The sequence below is a fragment of the Streptomyces sp. NPDC001828 genome, assembly GCF_042892175.1.
Lineage (GTDB): Bacteria > Actinomycetota > Actinomycetes > Streptomycetales > Streptomycetaceae > Streptomyces.
Genome location: NZ_JBIATV010000013.1, coordinates 1 through 19,340, shown reverse-complemented (window position 1 = coordinate 19,340; position 19,340 = coordinate 1). Strand labels below are relative to the sequence as shown.

Annotated in this window: 20 protein-coding genes and 1 pseudogene; 11 read left to right on the top strand and 10 right to left on the bottom strand. The window is 69.0% G+C overall.

The window, feature by feature from the left end:
• The first annotated feature begins 39 nt into the window (after positions 1-39).
• Positions 40-528, top strand: coding sequence for a hypothetical protein (locus ACFYZA_RS30275; RefSeq protein WP_388493820.1), 489 nt, complete (start codon positions 40-42; stop codon positions 526-528).
• Positions 529-719: 191 nt separating this feature from the next.
• Here the strand turns inward: ACFYZA_RS30275 and ACFYZA_RS30270 are convergent, their stop codons facing one another.
• A complete protein-coding gene (locus ACFYZA_RS30270; protein ID WP_388493818.1) occupies positions 720-4,253 on the bottom strand; it encodes a DNA polymerase III subunit alpha in 3,534 nt (1,177 codons plus the stop codon).
• A 274-nt stretch (positions 4,254-4,527) separates the two neighbouring features.
• Here ACFYZA_RS30270 and ACFYZA_RS30265 point away from each other — a divergent pair, with 274 nt between their 5' ends.
• The gene (locus tag ACFYZA_RS30265) at positions 4,528-4,896 is read left to right on the top strand and encodes a chaplin family protein (RefSeq protein WP_388493816.1); all 369 of its coding nucleotides are present in this window, start codon (positions 4,528-4,530) and stop codon (positions 4,894-4,896) included.
• Between the two features lie 337 nt (positions 4,897-5,233).
• Here the strand turns inward: ACFYZA_RS30265 and ACFYZA_RS30260 are convergent, their stop codons facing one another.
• Genes ACFYZA_RS30260 through ACFYZA_RS30250 form a run of 3 tightly spaced genes read right to left on the bottom strand, consistent with a single transcriptional unit; the run spans position 5,234 to position 6,642 of the window.
• Positions 5,234-5,926: a hypothetical protein gene (locus ACFYZA_RS30260; RefSeq protein ID WP_388493814.1), complete on the bottom strand. Its 693-nt coding sequence runs from the start codon at positions 5,924-5,926 to the stop codon at positions 5,234-5,236.
• A gap of 54 nt (positions 5,927-5,980) precedes the next feature.
• Positions 5,981-6,220: a hypothetical protein gene (locus ACFYZA_RS30255; RefSeq protein WP_388493813.1), complete on the bottom strand. Its 240-nt coding sequence runs from the start codon at positions 6,218-6,220 to the stop codon at positions 5,981-5,983.
• Positions 6,199-6,642 carry a hypothetical protein gene (locus ACFYZA_RS30250; RefSeq protein ID WP_388493811.1) on the bottom strand — a complete coding sequence of 148 codons (444 nt, stop codon included), beginning with the start codon at positions 6,640-6,642 and terminating at the stop codon, positions 6,199-6,201. Before ACFYZA_RS30250 ends, ACFYZA_RS30255 begins: the two co-directional genes overlap by 22 nt.
• A gap of 981 nt (positions 6,643-7,623) precedes the next feature.
• Between ACFYZA_RS30250 and ACFYZA_RS30245 the strand changes: the two genes are divergently transcribed.
• On the top strand, positions 7,624-7,791 hold the full coding sequence (locus ACFYZA_RS30245; RefSeq protein WP_388494198.1) for a hypothetical protein: 168 nt from the start codon (positions 7,624-7,626) through the stop codon (positions 7,789-7,791).
• Positions 7,771-7,983, top strand: a pseudogene (locus ACFYZA_RS30240) (transposase); the annotation flags it as partial. The gene ACFYZA_RS30245 and the pseudogene ACFYZA_RS30240, both read left to right, overlap by 21 nt.
• A gap of 9 nt (positions 7,984-7,992) precedes the next feature.
• Here ACFYZA_RS30240 and ACFYZA_RS30235 read toward each other — a convergent pair.
• Positions 7,993-8,973: a CehA/McbA family metallohydrolase gene (locus ACFYZA_RS30235; RefSeq protein ID WP_388493809.1), complete on the bottom strand. Its 981-nt coding sequence runs from the start codon at positions 8,971-8,973 to the stop codon at positions 7,993-7,995.
• 244 nt (positions 8,974-9,217) lie between these two features.
• On the opposite strand from ACFYZA_RS30235, the gene ACFYZA_RS30230 reads away from it, so the two are divergent.
• Positions 9,218-9,850 carry a hypothetical protein gene (locus tag ACFYZA_RS30230; protein WP_388494187.1) on the top strand — a complete coding sequence of 211 codons (633 nt, stop codon included), beginning with the start codon at positions 9,218-9,220 and terminating at the stop codon, positions 9,848-9,850.
• A 1,046-nt stretch (positions 9,851-10,896) separates the two neighbouring features.
• Positions 10,897-11,685, top strand: coding sequence for a phosphotransferase (locus ACFYZA_RS30225; protein WP_388493807.1), 789 nt, complete (start codon positions 10,897-10,899; stop codon positions 11,683-11,685).
• A gap of 59 nt (positions 11,686-11,744) precedes the next feature.
• Here ACFYZA_RS30225 and ACFYZA_RS30220 read toward each other — a convergent pair whose 3' ends face one another.
• The 3 genes from ACFYZA_RS30220 to ACFYZA_RS30210 all read right to left on the bottom strand — a co-directional run bounded on the left by ACFYZA_RS30220 (position 11,745) and on the right by ACFYZA_RS30210 (position 12,864).
• Positions 11,745-11,984, bottom strand: coding sequence for a hypothetical protein (locus tag ACFYZA_RS30220; protein ID WP_388493805.1), 240 nt, complete (start codon positions 11,982-11,984; stop codon positions 11,745-11,747).
• Between the two features lie 17 nt (positions 11,985-12,001).
• Positions 12,002-12,286, bottom strand: a complete 285-nt coding sequence (locus ACFYZA_RS30215; RefSeq protein ID WP_388493804.1) for a hypothetical protein — start codon at positions 12,284-12,286, stop codon at positions 12,002-12,004.
• Between the two features lie 182 nt (positions 12,287-12,468).
• Positions 12,469-12,864, bottom strand: a complete 396-nt coding sequence (locus ACFYZA_RS30210) for a hypothetical protein (RefSeq protein WP_388493803.1) — start codon at positions 12,862-12,864, stop codon at positions 12,469-12,471.
• A gap of 447 nt (positions 12,865-13,311) precedes the next feature.
• On the opposite strand from ACFYZA_RS30210, the gene ACFYZA_RS30205 reads away from it, so the two are divergent.
• The gene (locus ACFYZA_RS30205) at positions 13,312-13,506 is read left to right on the top strand and encodes a hypothetical protein (protein ID WP_388493802.1); all 195 of its coding nucleotides are present in this window, start codon (positions 13,312-13,314) and stop codon (positions 13,504-13,506) included.
• A 182-nt stretch (positions 13,507-13,688) separates the two neighbouring features.
• Positions 13,689-14,495 carry an alpha/beta hydrolase gene (locus ACFYZA_RS30200; protein ID WP_388493801.1) on the top strand — a complete coding sequence of 269 codons (807 nt, stop codon included), beginning with the start codon at positions 13,689-13,691 and terminating at the stop codon, positions 14,493-14,495.
• Here ACFYZA_RS30200 and ACFYZA_RS30195 read toward each other — a convergent pair.
• The gene (locus tag ACFYZA_RS30195) at positions 14,492-15,799 is read right to left on the bottom strand and encodes a multiprotein-bridging factor 1 family protein (RefSeq protein ID WP_388493800.1); all 1,308 of its coding nucleotides are present in this window, start codon (positions 15,797-15,799) and stop codon (positions 14,492-14,494) included. The genes ACFYZA_RS30200 and ACFYZA_RS30195 overlap by 4 nt on opposite strands.
• Positions 15,800-16,003: 204 nt before the next feature.
• Here ACFYZA_RS30195 and ACFYZA_RS30190 point away from each other — a divergent pair, with 204 nt between their 5' ends.
• The 3 genes from ACFYZA_RS30190 to ACFYZA_RS30180 all read left to right on the top strand — a co-directional run bounded on the left by ACFYZA_RS30190 (position 16,004) and on the right by ACFYZA_RS30180 (position 18,575).
• The gene (locus tag ACFYZA_RS30190; protein WP_388493799.1) at positions 16,004-16,138 is read left to right on the top strand and encodes a hypothetical protein; all 135 of its coding nucleotides are present in this window, start codon (positions 16,004-16,006) and stop codon (positions 16,136-16,138) included.
• Between the two features lie 86 nt (positions 16,139-16,224).
• Positions 16,225-17,697, top strand: a complete 1,473-nt coding sequence (locus ACFYZA_RS30185; protein WP_388493797.1) for an MBL fold metallo-hydrolase — start codon at positions 16,225-16,227, stop codon at positions 17,695-17,697.
• A complete protein-coding gene (locus ACFYZA_RS30180) occupies positions 17,694-18,575 on the top strand; it encodes a hypothetical protein (RefSeq protein WP_388493796.1) in 882 nt (293 codons plus the stop codon). Before ACFYZA_RS30185 ends, ACFYZA_RS30180 begins: the two co-directional genes overlap by 4 nt.
• Positions 18,576-18,630: 55 nt before the next feature.
• Here ACFYZA_RS30180 and ACFYZA_RS30175 read toward each other — a convergent pair whose 3' ends face one another.
• The gene (locus tag ACFYZA_RS30175; protein WP_388493795.1) at positions 18,631-18,990 is read right to left on the bottom strand and encodes a VOC family protein; all 360 of its coding nucleotides are present in this window, start codon (positions 18,988-18,990) and stop codon (positions 18,631-18,633) included.
• Positions 18,991-19,340: the final 350 nt, after the last annotated feature.

Genomic DNA, 19,340 nt, shown 5'->3' with positions numbered 1-19,340 from the left:
CCGGTGCCGCCCGCTGGACGGCAAGATGGGCGGATGGCGATGAGCGAGACGGAACTGCTGGCCCTCCTGCGTGAACTCGACGACCCCGAACGGCTGGAGTGGCCGCGGCGCTACGACCGTGCTGCGACCGGCCTCGCGTTCAGCGGGCTGGTGAGCCGGCTCGAAGCGGGCTTCGGGGCCCCGTGCGAGTCCGAGCGGGACACCCAGGACTCCAGCGAGTACGGGCGCGTCCGCATTCCCGCGGAGGCGACGGTCTGCGGGACGCGGATCGTGGTCTGCGTGAGCAAATTCGGCTCCCTCGCCGAGGTCTGCGCCGACAATCCGGGGGCCTTTCTCGGCACGGACGAGGCCCGCGAGGAGGGTGCTCTGGACCCCTCCGATCTCGCCACCGTGGAGCGGGCGCTGGCCGAACTCGGCTACGTTAGCGTCCCTGAGGAATTGCTGGAAAGCGACTACGAGGGCCCCAGTTCGCTGGAGCACTTCTCCGCACGGCCCACCTGGTGGACACGGTTCTTCGGCCTCTGGTGATCCACCCGCCTGGCGGGCGCCCCCAGCCGCCCTCTGCACGCCGGCTGGGGCCCAGGGCAGGGGGTCGTCGCGCTCCTCAACTCGCCCAACTCGCAACACAGCCAACTGTGAAACGAACCACCCCTGACCTGGGATCAGAGCACGGATCTGTGCGGCGCCAACTACCTTGATCGCAACTGAGCTGGAGCTGATCACTTGGGGTTCCCCCCTCGACCAGAGACGCCTGGAACGCCGTTAGTTCGGTCAACAGGACCCAGGTTTTTGAGGTCGGCCGCCCGGGTCCCTGCGGGCTGAAGATCGGCGTAGGGATGCAGCTTCGCTCCCGCTGTTCCGTTGACCAGAGTCCGCTGGCCGCCGGCCTGCGCGTGCTCCCGGTCCTGCCTGTTGGGCTGGGGCTGGGCGGGGGTGGGCTGGGGTGTGGTGGCGCCGATGAGGGCCAGGGCGGCGTCGAGGCCGTTGTCGCGGCGCTCTGCGGCGAGCTCGTCAAGGTCCCAGACTCGGTGGCCGACGACGGTGCGCCGTGGACCGCGCCGCTCCACGGTGCCCTGGATGAGGAGGAGCCCGGAGTGGAAGATCGTGTGGGCGCAGTCGGCGTGGCTGTCTTCGAAGAAGGCGATGTCGACCAGGCCGGTGCCGTCTTCCAGGGTGACGAAGATGATGCGCTTGCCCGATGCGATCGGCGGTGTCTGCGTCGAGGCCCGCACGCCGGCCACCAGGACCCGTTGGCCGGCGTGCAGCTGGGCCAGGCGCCGGGAGGGAATGGCACCAAGTTCGGACAGCAGCCGGTGGTGGTAGTCCATCAGGTGCCGCGACACGTCCATCGACATGATCTCCAGCTCGGCACCCAGTTGCTCGCGGCCGGTCATCTCGGGCAGGCCGCTTGCGCCCTGGGCCAGCGGGCGGGTGTCCAGGGGCAGTTGTCCGCTGCTGGGGCGGGTGCGGGTCTGGCGGTGCAGTTCGGTGAGTTGGAGCAGCAGATCCCGACGGGAGGCGTCGCCGGCGACGGGGGAGAGGGCGCCGATCTGGGTCAGGCGCTGGGCGGTGGGCAGGGTGGGGCGGGCCCGCTGCCACAGGTCGGCCACCGACCCGTAGGGCTGGCCGTCCTTGATGCGGGCGGCTTCGTCGTCGCGGATGCCCTTGACCGCCGACAGCGCCAGGCGCACACCGAACCTGCCGTCGGTGCCGGTGGGTTCGATGCGGTAGCTGGTGTGGGAGTGGTTGATGTCGACGGGCAGGATCGGCACGTCGTGACGGCGGGCATCGGCGAGGATGACGCGGGCCGGCCACATTCCGGGGTCGTGCTCCAGCAGACCCGCATACAGGGCCGCTGGATGGTGCGCCTTGAGCCACGCGGACTGCAGCGCGGGCACGGCGAACGCCACCGCGTGCGCCCGGCAGAACCCGTAGGCCCCGAACGACTCGACCACCGACCAGACGTCGGCCAGCACCGTGGGGGAGTAGCCGCGGGCGCCGGCTTCCCGCTCGAACCACGCCTTCAGCTTCGGCAGACGGGCCGGGTCGGCGAGGGCGCGGCGGAAGAGTTCGGCCAGGGCCCGGTCGCAGCCGGTGAGGATCGCGACCATGTCGATGATCTGCTCGTGCCAGATCGTCACCCCGTAGGTGTCGGCGAGCACCGGCTCGAGATCGGGGTGCGGGTAGACGGGGGCCGCTCCGTGCCGGGCCGCGATGTAGATCGCCGGCATGCCGCCGGACACGGGACCGGGCCGGAACAGGGAGATGTCGGCGATCACATCTTGGGTGCCACGCGGCTGGAGACGTCCGAGAAGGTCCTGCTGGCCGGGGGATTCGAGCTGGAACATGCCGACGGTGTCGGAGTTCTGGATCATCTTGAACGCCCAGAAGTCGTCGAGCGGCACCTGGCCGGGATCGTCGAGGTCGATGCTCTGGCCGCTGGTGCGGTGGATCTCTGAGACGGCGTGGGCCATCGCGGACTGCATCCGCACCCCGAGCACGTCAAGCTTGAGCAGGCCCAGGTCCTCCACGTCCTCCTTGTCGCCCTGGACCATGGGGTAGTTGCCGCCCGGGGTGGGCTGCACCGGCATACGGCCGAGCAGGCTGCGGTCGGAGAGGATCACTCCGCACGGGTGCATGGCGTAGCCGCGCGGCAGCGCGTCCAGCTGCTCGGCCAGGTCGAACAGCGGCCCGTACCGGCCGGCTTCGGCCGCAAGGCCCCGCAGCTCGGGCAGCTCGGCGAGCGCGCCGCTGATGTCGCAGGCCCGCAGGTGCGGAAACGATTTCGCGATCCGGTCGACCTCGTGTGGCGCGATGCCCAGGGCGAGGCCGGTGTCGCGCAGCGCGAAGCGGGCCCGGTAGGTCTCCGGCATCCCGGTCACCGCGACCCGCTCCGGCCCGAATCGCTCGAAGATCCGGTCATACACCTCCAGCCGGCGCGCGGACTCCACGTCGATGTCGATGTCCGGCAGGCTGGAACGGCGCACACTGATGAACCGCTCGAACAACAACGAATGATCGAGCGGATTGGCCGTCGCGATGTCCAGCGCGTGGTTGACCATGCTGCCCGCACCAGACCCGCGGGCCGCGACCCTGATCCCCATCTCCCGCACATCCGCCACCACCTGCGCCACGGTGAGGAAGTACGTGCCGAACTGGAGCTTCGCGATGATCGCCAGCTCCTCCTCCAGCCGGTTCATCGCGTCGCTGTCCTTGTCCAGGCGGCGCCGGGCCATGCCGGCGAGCGCATGGTCCCGCAGCAGCCGGTCCACGTCGCCGTCGCCGCGCGCCCCGACCGCCTCCGCTTCCGGGAAATGCGCCCGCCCCAGGCCCAGGTCCGTCACGGGGTCGACACGGCACTCTTCGGCCGTGGCGATCGTGGAGGCCAGCAGGGCGCGGGCCCGCTCCGGGCCGGCGCCGGCCGCCTGGGCGATGGGGTCGGCGGCCGCCGCCATTGCGGACGGGTCCTTGAGCCAACGCTCGCCCGGATCCAGCCCATCGGGCCGGCGCACGGGGATGGGGCGCAGCAGCCGGGCCGCGTCCAGGACGTCGGCGACCCGCGCCTGGGCCGGGTCCGCGTAGCGCACGGCGTTGGTCAGCACCGTCTCGATGCCGAGTTCGTCGCCGAGCTGCACCGTGCGTCCCGCGAGCCGCAGCGAGCCGGGACCGGTGCCGCTCTGCCCGTACCAGAGCGCCTCCAGTCGCAGCGCGGGACCGAAGAGCTCCCGCCACGGGGCCAGCAGGAGGGCTGCGAGGTCCGGGCGGCCGGCCGAGAGCGCGCGGACCGGTTCGGAGACCGGACCGAGCAGCACCGTCAGCCCCGCACCGGCGTGAGCATGAAGCATCGGCCACGTCACCACAGGCGGACCGCCGTCAGCGACGGCGTGCGCGGCGGACACCAGCCGGCACAGACCCGCCCACCCTGCCGCGTCCCGCGCCAGCAGCGTGACCCGCAGCTCGGGCTCCACCACGTGCGCACCTCCGCGGACCGGGGTCCGCCGGCGGGCCGTGGGATTCTCAGGCCGGGCCCTCCGGTGCGGCGCGACCGCGACGTCGACGCCCAGGACCGGCCGGACACCGTGTGTGGCGCAGGCCTTCACGAACCGCACCATTCCAGCCACAGTGTCCCGGTCGGTGAGCGCCAGCGCGGTCATGCCGCGCTCGGCGGCGCGGGCCACCAGAGCGTCCGGGTGAGAAGCGCCGTACCTGGCCGAATAGCCAGACGCGGCACGCAGATGCACAAACCCGCCCATCCACTCCTCCAGCTCTCGCGCCCCCTTTACCCCTTCTGTCCCAGTGGCCAGATACCCACCATAGCCCAAGCTATCGAAAACGTGTTCGAACAAAACGTAGGGGCTGTTGTGTCCCGTCCGGCCGCATCTTGTTGTGACTGAGCGCCTCACCTGGCGGTTGAGCGCTGTAGTTGGCGTGCTGAGCGGCTGAGTTGGCGGACGCGTGCTGGAGCGAGCCGGACCCGTCCGGACGTCGATGCTCGTGACCGGGCACGCGGCGCTTCGTTGACCGGGCATGACGTACTGCCGGGCACTGACTGCCACCACGCTCATCGCTACCGCCGTGGCCGGTAGCGTCCTCGCTGCTGATTCCGCCGTTGCCGGCGGTGGCGGTGACTTCCTCTCCCCGGCTTTCGGGACCGACTGCGCCAATCTGCACACCGGCGCTCAGGCGTCGGGCAGCACCACGCGCGGTACCGGAGCAGGCGGCGGCAATCTCCTCGGCCTGCCGATCGGCAGCCCCCTGAACCAGTGCGGTGGTGCCGATGCCCCCTCGATCAGAGACATCCAGAACGGGATGGCCCGCACCCCAGGCTCCGTGGTCCCGTACAACGACCTGGGAGATGCGTTGAGGATCCAAGGCGCGGCACGAGACCTGATGTGAGGCGCGGGATGTCCAGGCGCCTGCGCGGAATCGCGGGTGATGGGACGCTCAGATGGCTCAAAATCGGTTCAGGGATGAGCGTTCCAGTTGGCGAGTACCGCCAGGCGAGGAGCTCAGTCACAGTCCCGATGTGACTGAGCGCCTCACCTGGCGGATGAGCGCTGTAGTTGGCGGGGCTGAGCGGCCGAGTTGGCGGACGCGTGCTGGAGCGAGCCGGACCGCCCGGACGTCGATGTTGGCCAGGCAGGCCCCTCGGGGCCCGAGACTCGATGTACGAGCGACGTGTGTCGACGCCTGTGGGCTCCTCGCTCCACCTGGGTCGAGGAGCCCGTCCCCTTTAGAGGTTCGGTTCTTGGGCGGGGGCTTGCTCGGTGTTGTCCGTGTCGGCTGCGCGCGTGCCCCAGCCGCGGTGGACGACGACGAGTTGGTCGCGGGTGCCGTTCTTGTCACGGTAGACGGCGGCGCCGGGCCCGGAGTCGCAGTGGTGGTCGGGGAGCCAGGAGTCGGCGGTCCAGGCCGAGCCCTCGCGGAGTTTGGTCCACCACAGCTTGGTGTCGTTCTTGTTGCCCCGGTGGATGCAGTACAGCTCGCCGCCGAGAACGGCCAGGGCCGGTGGCGCCACGGTGGTGTGGGCCGCGAACTTGCGGTCCTGGCTCCATGTCGTGCCGTCGTAGGAGGCGTGCCAGAGGCTGACGTCGTTGCCGGCGCCGCGGTGGACGAGGTGGAGCCGGTTGTTGTAGACGGCCAGCGCGGGCTGGATCTCCGAGCGGTGGGCGGGGAGCTTGGTGACCGGGCTCCAGCGCGTGCCGTCGTAGGTCAGGTGCCACAACTGAGTGTCGCTGCCCTTGCCGCGGTGGACCAGGTGCAGCTTGCCCTGGAAGGCGGCCAGGGCCGGGGTGTCCCAGGACTCGACGTTGGGGATGTCCGCCTGGAGGGTGTTCCAGCCGTAGCCCTCGTAGACCATGAACTGGAGTGTGTAGTTGGTGCGGTTCTTGAAGGCCGCGTACAGCCGGCCGTTGTAGGCGGCCACCGCGACGCCCGAGTTCAGGCTGACCTGCTGGGCGCCGGTCCTCTTGTCCTCGGACTAGCCGGTTTCCGGGTCGTAGACCGTGTACCACAGGTACTGGTCGTTGCCGCCGCGGTGCAGGCAGACCAGGCGCCCGTTCCACTCACCCAGCCCCACGGTCTCGCGGCTCTGGTGGTTGTAGAACCTCTCGTCCTCGCACCAGCCGCCCGCCGGGTCGTACACCGCCCACCACAGGTTGAGGTCCTCCTTCGGGTAGCGGCTGCGCGGAGACGGGATCAGCCAGGAGGAGCGAACCACGGGGAGGAACACTTCACCCCGTCGGGGCCGGCACTGTTCGCTGCCTTGATCGCCTGACCGTGGAGCTTCATCACCCTCGCGACGAGCTGCCCGATTCCCGGAATGGCCGCACCGATGATCTTGGAAGCCCACTCTTCGAGGTCCCCGATCAGGTCCGCGGTCAGCTTGTTCATGTGGACCTGGAAACCCCACCACTTGGTCTCCACCCACATGTCCAGGCTCCGCGCCTGCAACTCCGCCCGGGCCTGCGCACCGGCGGCCCGCTCATCCTCCGAAGGCGTGGTCATCCCCTCGGGCAGCCACGCCGCGCGATCCTCACCCAGGGCCGGCGGCTTCGCCGCTTCCTCCTGCCCAGCCCACCGAGCCCCGTCCTCCCGCCCGTTACTGTCCGCAGCGCCGGTGACGTCATTGTCAGCACCCATCCCGCTCCCCATTTCTTCCGCCCGCTCAGGCATCTCGCCCCGACCGGCGGACCCTGACCGCCGGCATACACCGCACGGTTCCAGCGGGACCCCGCCCCGACACCTGAAATCACCACAGAAACGTCCCGGCTCAGCCGGGACGGCGTGAACAGTCCTCGGCCCGGCTCAAACCCTGCACTTGGACCAGCCCCGGCCGTCCGGCCATACCGGAAAGCATGAGCTGGAACAGCAGCAGAATCCTGGCCACCTCTCTCTGCCCATGGTCATCTGCCGGTGCTGTGACGGGCGGTCCGGATCGCTCCAGCACGCATCCGCCAACCCAGCCGCTCAGCCCCGCCAACAACAGCGCCAGGTGACTATCCGAGGTGCCATGGTCAATGGCATCCCCCGCTTGGGGACCACCTTCAACCCGGACAAGTATGTGAAGTGAGAGAACGGAGCAACCTGAACATGAGGACGGTAAATGCAGAAGAGCGAGCCGTGCTGCACCGCATCTTGGCCGAGGATTTTCCAGGTGCAGCCGAACTCCGTCGCCAAGTCGATCACTGCCAGGTCACTCAGCCTTGGATGCCAGGTTCGACCAGCGTCGACCTAGAGGTGCCCGATGAGTGCGCGAAGTCAGAGGTAACTCCCGGGCCCATCCCTGTAAGGGCTATCGTGACCGATCGATCAGGAGAGCTTGAAGGTGAAATCCTGATCTGGACGGAGGAGGGTAGACTCTCCGCGCTTGAATACGCTTGGTACGGAAGCGAGATGCCCGTGTCGCTTCCTCGCGTGGAGCAGATCACCATTCACTGAGGACGCCTCCGGGCAAGCCCCAGCGCGTCCCATGCGCTGGGGCTCCACCATCACCGTCGTGTTCGCTTTAGTAGAGGTCCGGGTCGCTGTTCATGTTGCGGCTCATCGCCTCGTGTAGGGCGGTGACCGATGGCGTAGACGTACTCATCCAGATGGCGGGCAAGATGAGAAGGGGGACTCGAAGTGAGCAGCAGTATCTGGGGGAAGCGGCTGGCCGACCCCGCCGCGCAAGCCCGCCCGGCCGACGACCGCTCGGAACCGGGCAAGTCGGCGGCCGAGATGGAGACCCTTGCCACGGCCATGCGCCGGGACCCCTCCTGCGGCGCACCCCAGCGCGGCATCAAACCGTGAATCGCCCGACGCAGGGTCGCCCACGGCTCAGGGCTTGGCAAAGTCCGTTGAGTGGTGGAACGGTCCTTCGCCTGGCTGCACCAGTTCAAACGGCTCCGGATCCGCTACGAACGGAGTGCCGACCTCCATCAGGGCCTGCTTGAACTGGCATGCAGCCTCATCTGTCTCCGCCGGCTGCGGACTTCACGATGAAACGAGCGGTCAGTTGAGGATGATCGGATTGGTGAGTGCGGCGACGTGCCCGTTGGGATGGCGGATCTCGACGCGGACGAACGCCGAGTCCTCCCCTGTCGTGTCCCACTGCGCCGCTCCCGCCCCGTCACCGAGGAGAGGAACACGATGGACCTTCCCTCGGTCGGTGTGGAAACTGATAGTCCCCGCTGACACACCTCGTACTGCCGCCTGTACTTCCACCGGCCCACCATGAGTCGAAAGCCGTTCCCCCAGCCCGACAACGCGACCATCGGCATGGGCGGTGAACGACACGTCCACGTCCGCCGACTCGGCGATCCAGCTGCGGCCGGCACGGATTCCGGCCAAGACCGCCTCGGCGCTCAGCTCCTCGGCGAAGACCACGGTGTGAGGGATGCCGATCTGGCCTTCCAGGTGGGTGTCACTGTTTCCCATCGCCGGTCGCCACGAGCCCGTGCGGATGTCCGCCGCGAGGCTCCGCCCCCACTCGGCCAGAGCTGCCTCGTTGTCAGCATTCCAGGGCCGGTCCGAAGTCCACAGTCCGTTCCACACCTCTACCACGTCGAAGCCCTGGAAGGGGAACATGAAGTCGCCCGACGGGTAGGGCGCATGCGGGTGTGCGGCCACGCACAAGCCCCCTACTCGATGGACCTGGTCCAGGCGCTGATCGATCAATCCGTCCTTGACCTGGTGGTTCCAGTCGACGACCTCGTCGGGATTGATGCCGAGCGCGAGCCAGTGCCCGGTCTTCGTGGTCACTTCCTCACCGAGGATGATCAAGAAGTCATCGGCGGCCAAATGCCCCCATGCACCGGGGGCCGCAGGTGAGTTGTGCTCCGTCGTCGCGATGAAGTCGAGCCTGGCCGCGCGCGCCCGGACAGCCAACTCCTCGGAAGTGAGTTCCCCGTCCGAGTGAACGGAGTGGACGTGGCAGTCCCCGCGGTACCAGCCCGCCCCGCGTCCGACCGCCCGCCCCGGCGGGAAGCTCAAGCTCGGCAAATTTCTCCTCCAGAGTCCTGTCGAGTCAACGCGCGAAGCGTTCACCACCGGCGATCTGCTCAAGCTCATGTGGCTCTTCGGTATCACCGAACAGACCGCCATGCGCTACGTCGGCACCGCCTACCCGGAGCGAACCGCGAACGGCCCAGGTAGCGGGCACCCGCCGAGCCCGTTGCTACAGCGAAAGCCCGTGGCGGTGTCGCAGCGGGTACGGCATCATCCCTGTGTGATTGTGATGCAACCCGTTCTGGAGATCTTCGCTGCAGACGACTTCGCGCTCTGGCCGGTTGGCGAGCACGAGTCGTACGGCTACCTCGTGCTGGACGGGGAGCTGACTCCGGCGGAGGTCGGCACGGCGGTTATGCGGATCGCCGACTGCAACAACTTCGAGCCGGACGAGGAGCACGCGCCGTGCCCGACCGACGCGCTCGGCGCGTTCCTGCACGGGCTGCTCACCATGCCCGACCTGTTCGCCGCCGGCGGGTTCCGGGTTACCGACATAGCCACCGACACCGTCTTCGTCGAGCCGGGCTGCTGCAACGGCCTGGAGACCTGGCGGGACTGGCGGGAGGTGCTAGACGGCACCGGCTGCTCCTTCTTCGGCCACGACCCGTCCTCGGCGGCCGAACGTGTCGGCGACACCGTCCGGCTGACTCTCGACGCCCACGCGAAGGACGGCAGCCCGGTGATCGAGCTGCCGGTGGACCAGGTGCGCGCGCTCGTCACCGGTGCCCAGACGGATTTGCGGGACTTCCTCAGCCTCGCCGGAACCTGGGCCGAACAACACCTGCCGACACACGCCGCCGCCGTCACGGCCGCCTTGGCCCGGGCACTGGACCTAGAGCTCACAGAATCACCAGCTTCCTGACCCACCGGGCGCGCGTGCACGCCGCCCGGCTCCCTCTCCACCGGCGGCACAGCGCACTGCGCACGTGCCTCACCGTTTTCGCTCCTTACGGCCTGCGGGCGACATACCACCACCTCACGCTCAGCGCCGCGATCCTCCGACAGTTGGAGGCGGACCCGGACGCGCTGGCGCGGGCGGTGGAGGAACTGCACGAGGCGCGGGTGCTGTGGCTCATCCGGGCAGAGGAGTGCACCGTGCAGCGTCGGGCGGAGAAGCAGGCCGGGCGGCGGGCTGTACCGAACCCTCGGCCGTGGTGGCTGCGGAGCTGGTGGGAGAGCCCAGAGCGTGCATGGTTCGAAGACCACGGCACAGCTCGACCCAGCCATGCCCGGTCGAGCTCAGCACTCGCGGTCCCTCGTCCCCGCAAGCCGGGCAGCCGGGTAGATCGGCGCCGCCCAGAAGCGCATTCTGTCGCCGGACGTAGTCGGACAGTCGCAGCGACGGGTGGCGAAACGGGGTGGCGCAGCGAAGGCCGCGATCCGCGGGCCCTGAGCCGTCAGTTCGACATCGCCATACACAACAACATCGCCGCCCCGACCGAAGGCGCCGTCCTCGACCTCCTGCAGCGGGTCGCCGACCGCGCCGAGCGCGCCGGGGACTGACGGCAGGTGGGAGAACCCACTAGACGAAGTGGGGGAGGGTTCGGATCGTTCTCCGCCCGCCCCCGACCCTCCCCCTAAAGGGGCCGTCATGCTGCGCATCTCGACCCTGCACTTCCTCTTCGGAGGCGGCCGCCTCAGCAAGTACGCCAAGGCCGTCGCCCCCGACGCCGAGCAGCTCGTCCGCGGCAAGTTCGGTCAGGAGCTGGGCCTCCGCGGTGTTCACCAGGTGGTCCATCCGGCTGGTGTCGCCGTTGAGGACCAGGTGGACGGCCGGCAGGGAGCCGGGGAGTGGTCAGCAGCGGTGTCGGAAGTGCGGCACACCGAAGGGCTGATCGTTGGCGGTGAGTGGTGGCGGGCTGCTTGTGCGGCCCGTCATTGCTGTTGTTGGGTGGCGGGATGCCTCGTATGGAGTGGGTTGATCTTCCGGCTGGTGTTAGTGATGCGGTGCTGGCCGAGGCGGGCCCGGTGCGTGAAGTTGTGCCGGTGGAGGGCGGGTTGACGTGCTGGCTGGCTGCGGGGCTCACGACTGTCGAGGGCCGTCGTTGGTTCGTGAAGGGCTGTCCGGAGAGCGATGAGCGGGCCTGGATGTCGATGCGCAGCGAGCGGCTGGTGTATCCGATGTTGGGCGGAGTGGGCCCCGACTTCGGCTGGATTGTGCGCCGCGTCGCGGGCTGGGAGGTGATGGCCTACGACTGGGTGGATGGCCGTCATGCCGATCTGGGGCCTGGGTCGCCGGATCTGCCGCTGGTCGCTGAGGTGTTGCTGAGGGCGCAGGAGATCGGGGTGCCGCATTACGTGCCGATTTCGACGGTGGGCCAGATGCTTCGCCAGTACCTGGATACTGCGGAGGCAGATCTGCTGCACGGTGACACCCTGCTGCATACGGATACGAATCAGCATAATCTGCTGGTCGGTGACAGCCGGGCCTGGATGGTGGATTGGGCGATGGCCGCGAAGGGGCCGGCCTGGGTGGATGTGGCGTACACGGCGGTTCGGCTGATGGAGGCCGATACGCCGGCGGAGGCGGCGTTGGGGTGGGCGGCCCAGTTCCCGTCGTGGCGGCGGGCGGACCCGGCTGCGGTGGCGGCGTTCGTGGTGGGCTTGTGCCGGCAGTGGGAGGCGCAGGTCGGGCCGGTGGACTGCGTGCCGTCGAACCGCCGCTTCGGGGCGCTTCTGGCTGCGGTGCGCGCGTAGACGGGACGAAGCCCGCCGCCCCCGAGCTGGGGTGGCGGGCTTCGTCGTGTTCAGAGGCTCTACGTGAGCTGGATGTCGTAGATGCGCACTGTGCCGGCGTCGGGGTTGACGGCGAGGATGGCGGTCACGAGGGGCCGGACGAGCTGACGGTTGATGCTGTCGTCGATGCCGAAGGGTTCGGTTTCGATGAACGGTTCGTACAGGACGTCGGCGAGGGCAACGGTCAGCTGGTGGCCGACGTCGTCGGGCAGGCCGTCCCAGAACTCGCGGAGGTTCTCGTCACAGAGGAGCCGGTACACGTACTCAGCGTGTCAGGTCAGGCGGCGCCCTGTGACCGGATTCGGGCAGCATCTCTGAGAACGCGGTCGGTGACGTCGATCCACTGGCCGGGGGGTTCTTCGCCGCGGGCTTCGGCCGCTGCGATCTCGCGGCCACGCCGGATGGCGTCGAGGGTGCGCTGGGCGATGCCCTGCCACTTGGCGAAGACGGCCAGCAGTTCGGTGGCTGGCGCGCGGTTGATCTCGCTGAGGAAGCGCTGGCTGAGGGCCGGGTTGCCGAGGGCGTCGCAGATGGACTCGATGGTCCACGGCTCGCTGCTCATCAGGGCCTCCGAACGTTACCGGGCTATCGCTTCGAGACTAGCGCTTCCACTTTCTCACCGATTCACGGTTCGTGAATCTACTGCGCGTCCATTTCCGGAACCCAGGAGCACCTGATTTGCAGAGCTAGTCTCACGAGCCAGTCCCGTTTGGCGGCCGTCCTTGCTCGCAGTGGCATGGCTGGCTACTTCCCGCCGAGTCGGGCCTTGGTGTCCGTGAGTCGCGGCTGGCAGTTGGTCTTTCCGCTGGTTGGGAGATGGTCGGCGAGGTCGCGGAGGACGGTGTGGACATCGGGGCGCTTGGGTGTGTTGACGAGGTCGACGCTGGTGTTGGTGGCGGCGAACTCCAGGACCAGCGTGTTGTCGGTGCAGCGGGTCTCGAGCTGGTCGACGAGGGTCTGGTCGTCGGCGCGGGGGTGGGCGTGCTTGTCGACGTCGTAAAGGTAGCCGACGGGGGCGCCAGCGCTCGGGTTGGCGGTGGCGGGCCGGCCGTCGGCTTTGGGTGTGCTGTTGGAGCAGCCAACGAGCAGGAGGCCTGCCGTGGCGAGGGCGACGACGGCGGCGATGCGGGTGTGGTTCATGGGTCCCCCAAGCGGTGAGGGGCCCATTGCACTGCCGAACGCCGGTGCGGGCGACCGGTGTTGCCGTTTCGTGACGGGGCGAAGGCGGGTGTTGACGCTGAGCGTGACGGGCTTGAGGGTCGTGCGCAGCGTTTGTTTCACGCTGGGCGATACAAACGCTGCACGCTGTCGCACCTGGTGGCTACGGTCCGTGACGTGAAGGAGCGCCCCCGGCCCTGCGAGGGCGGGGGCGCTCGGCGCGCTCTGCGCCAACAGGCGTGCGGTGCACGGTTGGAGCCGGTGCGGCCGTCCAGAAGGAGGCGTGACCAACCGTAGTGCTCCCTCGATGGCGGTGGCCATGACTGACAGGGCTTTGGCACTTTGATAAATCAACTCAAGCTGGCGAGACCATCGGCTCGTGGCGGCCCAAGGGGCGTAACTCCTGCTGCGCCTGGGAGTTGACCGGTCATGGATGATCTCGCTGCCCCTGTGACTGGTACGTATTCCGATGCTCCGCGCGAGCCGTTGATCACTCTGGTTGAGGCGCGGGATGTCGTACGGCTGCTGCGCCACTTCGCCGAAACTCACGGGCAGGGCTCCGACGAAGAGCTCGACGCCTACGCGTTGGCGACCGAACTGGCTGGCCGGCTCCCGTCAGAGTGACTTACGGGTGGTCACTGGCCGCGGAGAGTGCTTCCCGTACGCGCGGGGACGGTCCCCTTCAACATCAGGGAGACGGCCTGTCAGGCTCGTTCGGTACCTGATCTTCGCTGCCGGTGTGCGGCTCGCCTCAAGCCGCACCCGAACCGTCCCCTGCTTAGCCACAGGGTGGTTAGCATCTGCTTATGGTCGATCACGAGACGGCGTTTCAGTCCCTGGACGGCACTGCCCTGTTCGGCACGTTCTGCTCGGCGGAGACGCCCGTCGGGGCGGCGGTGCTGGTCCACGGATCTGGGGTGACCCGGGAGGAGGGGGGCTTCTTCACGCGCCTTGCCGCCGGCCTGGCCGCCTCTGGAGTGACCAGTCTGCGTTTCGACCTGCGGGCCCACGGAGCAAGCAAGGGGCGGGAGTCGGAGCTGACGATCGCCTCGGTGACCAACGACATCCGCGCGGCCAGTGACCATCTGCGTGCGCATACCCGCCAGCCGGGACCGGTGCACGTCATCGCCGCGTCGTTCTCCGGCGGGGCCGCCGCGCTGCACGCCGCCCACCGGCCTGGCGAGGTCGGAAAGCTGGTGTTGCTGAACCCGAGATTGGACTACAAGGAGCGGTACGTCACCTCCCGTGCGGGCTGGTCGGAGGACTACCTGTCGAAGGATATGGCGGCGCGGCTGGAGGAGCAGGGGTTCACCGAGAAGTCGCCTTTCGAGTTGAACCGGGCCCTGTTGAACGAGGTCTTCTACCTGGACACTCCGGCAATTCTGGCCGCGGTACGGGCGCCGGTGTTGATGGTGCACGGCACTGCGGACACCTTCGTGCCGATCGAGTCGTCCCGCCGCTACAAGGCGATGTTCGGTGGGGCGGTGACACTGGTGGAGCTGGAGGGGGCGCAGCACGGTTTCGCTGTCCACGATGACCCCCAATATCTGCACCCGCAGTCGCAGGCGTGGCAGCGCGAGGTGATCGGGAAGGTGAGCGGATTCCTGGGCTAGGCGGCCGCCACCTCGACTAGTCGCTGCTGGAACTCGCGTACGGGCGGACGTTTGGCGTGGGGCGCGAGGTCTTCGGCCGTGCGGTGGAGTTCGGCGAGTACCTGCCCGAAGCGGGCGCCTGTGGCGAGCGTCAGGGCTGTCATCGCGGTGGTGGCGGCTTCGTCCGGTTCGCCGGCTGCGACCAGTGCGCCGGAGTACTGGGCGGTGAAGAAGGCTCGGTCCCGGGGTGCGAATGTAGCCGTGGCGAGGTGCTCTCTGAACAGGCTGACAGCCTGATCGTGATGGCCGGCTTCGCGGTAGCAGATCGCGCTCTGCACCATGAGGCGTTCACCGGTGTAGGCGTCGCCGAGTGGGCCGGTGCAGGTGGCGGGCCCGTGTGTGGGGGCGGCTTGGCCGAGAGCGGTGTGCGCGTGGTCGAGGGTGCGGGCCACCTCGTCTAAGCGGGCGCCGGTCAGGGCCAGCGCCCGGGCCTGCTGCTGGAAGGCTTCCGCGCGAGGCCTGGGTGGCAGCGTCCAGGGACCGGTGGTGGCGGCGCGGGCGAGGTCGAGCATTCGGGTGGCGTCGGTGCGGTCGGTGGCCTGGGCCTGGCGGAGAAGGACGTAGGCGTGCATGGCGCCGTCGCCGGTGAGTGTTGCCCACTCCTTGGCCTGGTGGTGCCAGTAGGTGACGGCCGGGGCGGGGGCGCCTGCGTCGCGGTGCAGCCAGGCCGCGAGCTCGGCGCCCCGGGCGCCGAGGGCCAGCAGTTCGCGGCGCAGATCCTCCACGGCCGTGCGGGCGGCGGAGTTGATCGCCGTGAGAATGCCCAGCACGGTGGGCAGTGCCTCGTGCGGGCCGACGAGCCCATCGGTGCGGGCGGCGTCGTCCAGCGCGGTCCGCAGATGACCGAGGAGGTCGATGTCGTGACGACGGGCTTGGTTCGCGGCGGTGATGAGGTGATCGAGGGCCGTGAGGTCGAGCACCGGGGCGGTGCTCAGCAGGCCCAGGAACGTCCGTCGGCGCACGTGTTCCTCCAGCTGTCGTCGCCTCTCGCCTGGGCGCCGTCCGCTAGGCCGGGCGGGCCGTCGAAAGCCGAGGTCTTCCATCGGGCAGCCGAACATCGCCTCCAGGACGCGCCGTGCGTCGCGGTTGGGCCAGGTTGATTCGCCTGATTCCCAGCGCCGCACCTGCCGCACCGAGATTCTGGCCTGCTCGCGCAGTGCGCGGGCCGTGTCGTCATACGCGGAGGCGAAGTCCTCCTGGGTGTACCAGCCGTGCTCGACGCGGGCGGCGACGATGCGCCCGTTGGCGACGGCGTGTTCGGGCATGGGCACCCCCGGGGGTTAAGGACCACCACCGTAGCCATTATGGCCACCGTCACCGAGAGGCCGGTATCTACCCGTCACGGTGTCCGGTGAAGCGTCCGGTGATCCGGCCTCGCCTCGGGGTTCGTTGGGCGGTGAACTGTGAGGCACCGGCTTGGTCCGCCCTGGCCGGGTCCCAACACCCCTCTACGCAAGGAGGACTAAGCCATGAAGACCATCACCCCGGCGAAGGCCCCGGCCATCACGCTCGACCCGAAGCAGATCGCTGCGCTCCAGGCGAAGGTCGCCCGGCTCGTCGGCACCGGCGCGCTGGCCGCCGCCCCGCACACCTACCACCACTGAGTGATCTCCGGGAGGGCACCGCAGCTGGGGCCGCGGCGCCCTCCCGGTCCCTGCAGCCCGGTTCCCGAACATTGAGGAGGCTTCCCGTGGACACTCGCCTGGAGCTGACGTTCCTGGGCCACCAGACCTGGCTGGTCCAGGGCGGTGGCTACCGCGTCCTGATCGACCCCGTCCTCATGCCGGCCTTCGGCCTGCCCGGCCGGGCGGAGTGCCGAGTCTGGCCGCCGCGCCGGATCGACGCCGGCCTTATGCCCCGCCCGCACGCCGTCGTGCTCACCCACGAGCATCTCGACCACTTCCACCTGCCGTCCCTGAACCTGTTGGACCGTCAGGTTCCCGTTTTCACCGGGCCGATGCTGCCCGCCCCGGTCGAGGAGGCGATCGTCCGCCTGGGCTTCGGGGTCCACCGCGTCGACCACACCGAGCCCATCGAGCTGGGCGACCTGAAGGTCACTCTCTACCCCGCCGGCGCCCAGACGCTCTTCTGGGAGGACCGCGTCGTCCAGCCCTGCCTGCGGGTCGCAGACGGCCCGGCCGCGTTCATCGCCGTGGACGCCGACCCTTCGGACCTGTACCTGCAGCAGGTCACCGAGGGCACCCAGCCCGTGCCGCGTATGGCCGTGGTCTCCAACAACTCCCAGATCGTGCCGCCTGGCATGCCCGCCTCCTCGGTCAACCTCCTGCCCGGCCTGGACGGAACCCGCCACAAGACCGGCCTGAGTATCCTCAACCAGTTGCTGCTCGACGTCCTAGCTCCGCTCGACGGCGTGATGGACGTAGCGCTGTGCGGCAATGGCTTTCTGCCGCCCGGCTCGCCGCACGGGCCGTTCCTGTACTCCGACCACCCGAAAATGGCCGACGCCGCCAACGGCCTGCAGAACCTGTTCCACGTCCACGGACCACGCCCGGGCGACCGGCTGACCCTCCCGGCCTCGCCCGCGCCCAAGGTGACCTCCGATCAGGTCGGCTGGGTTCGGATCGACGACGACTTCGAGTACGAGGCGCTGGTAGCCCACGCCGCGTTCCTCGCCGACCCCGGTGCCGCCGAGCTCACCCCGCTATCCGAGCCTCCCGCCGACCAGGACCAGGCCCTCGCCACTGTCCAGGCCGCGCTGCCGCGGCTGGGCCGCGAATTGCTCGCCACCGGCACCGGGATGCTGGCGTGCAGCATCCACGAGTACCTCTCCGGTGCGCTAGGCCCCCACCGCGCGGTGCTGCGGCTCAAGGACGGCCCCGGCGGTGACCTCCTGCAGTTCGCCTGGGACGTCACCACCGCCCACTTCGTGCAAGTCGAAGCGACGGGCCGCCAGGAGGCGATGGCTGCCTATCCGTTCGGCGCTGAGATGTTCTTCCAGGACTACCACGCCCTGCTCACCGGCCGGCTGCAGGTGTGGGACGTGGCCGGAGGCGCAATGGAGTGCTGGCACATCGGTCGCCCGCTGGACAGCCTCGTCTACGCCTTCTTCGGCATCTACGGTGAGCACCAGCGTCCCGACCTCGCCGCCCTGTCCTACGTAAACCTGGCCGCCGGTATCGACACGCCGACAGGAGCACGGTGACCGGGGCGGCCACCGCGGCCGAGGCGCTGACGGGACTGGCCCGCATCCGCCCGCCCGGATGGCTGGCCACCCCGATGCCCTCCGACCCCGCCGGCCTGCTCCTTCGCGCCCGCCAGGCCCTGGCCGTCGATCACCCTGTTGTGAAAGGCCGTATCCGATTGGTCAGCGCCCGGTACACCGCCGCGGTGTTCACGGTGCACCGGCCGCCACCGCATGACGCTCTGGTCCTCAAACTGCACGCCGACCCGGCCGCCTACGCCGGGGAGACACTCGCATACGCGCTGCTGTCCGATGCCGCGCCTGTCGCCCGGCTGTACGCGGAAGGCGAAAGCTCGCTGTCGCTGCTGCTGGAGCACCTGCCCGAACCCGCCGACTGGACCGGGCCGCAGATGCCCACAGTGCTGGCGGACCGGGTCGCCGCCGTCCACACGGCCTCCCTGCGGCTGCCCGGCGAGGCGACCACGGCACTGGCCGGCTTCCGGCTTGCGGGCGCCGTCCCGGCCCCGGCCTGGATCACGGACTCGGCAGCCTATGACGAGGTGCTGTCCGCACATCTGGACGCCTACGGACCCGACTTGGTGCCGCTGGGCCACCTCGATCTCAAGCCCGAACACCTGCGCAGACGCCCGGACGGCCAAGTGATGCTGCTCGACGTGGAGAGTCTGCGCCCAGACGTGACCGGGCTGATTGATCTGGTCACCCTGCCCGCCGTCCTGCGGCAGGCAGGGCACGAGATCAGCCCGGCCCGGGTACTGGGCCTGTACCTGGACGCCACCTCCGCGCTCGGCGCCCGCTGGACGAACCTCTCACTCAAGACGGCCCTGCGCGCGTACGCGACGGCCACCGGCTTGGAGAGCCTGCACGGCCTGGCCGGGTGAACGCCGAATACGCCTGCGCCCCGCCAAGGTAGGCGGGGCGCAGGCGTATTCGGCTCTACGGACCCTCGATGCCGACGATCGTGCCGAACGGGTCGCGCAGCTGGGCGATGCGCCGGCCGGGCTCGATCGTCAGCGGGCCCCGGTGGTGCTCGCAGCCGGCCGCCAGCAGCTGTTCCCGGACCTGGTCGATGTCGTCTACGCCCCAGTACACGACCGGGCTGCCGCCCCGCGGGTTGCGCTCGTCGTCGGCCGGGTGGAAGCCCACCTCGACCCCGCCGATCTCTACCCAGGCGTAGACGTCCCCGGTGTCGCTGACTTCCATCTTCACCGGTACGTCTTGGAGCTCGCCCCACCACCGGGCCGACGCCTCGGGATCTACGGCGAAGGTCATCACGGTACGAACGGAGCTGAACACGGCCACCTCCACAGGGTCTTGCCGACGAGTATCCCGCGCGACCAGCATGAACGATTCCAGTTCCGTGAGGCCGGCGGGAATCCTTAGTAGGACTCCGTTAGGTCTTTCTCGATCTCGGCTTTGAGTGTGAATGCTTGGGCAGGGGTTGGTGGCAGGTGGTGCATGTCCCGGTCCAGCACCTCAGGGTGTCTTGGAGAGCGTCGAGGATCTGGTGACCACACGTGGGCGACGGCTTCATACCGGACGACGCCTGGTGTGCGAGGATCAACTGGTCCTCCCCGTAAGGTTCTTTGGGATCCACTGGGGTTCTGGCGCTGGGCTCGGAGCGTGAGTCAAGGCGATTCCGTTTT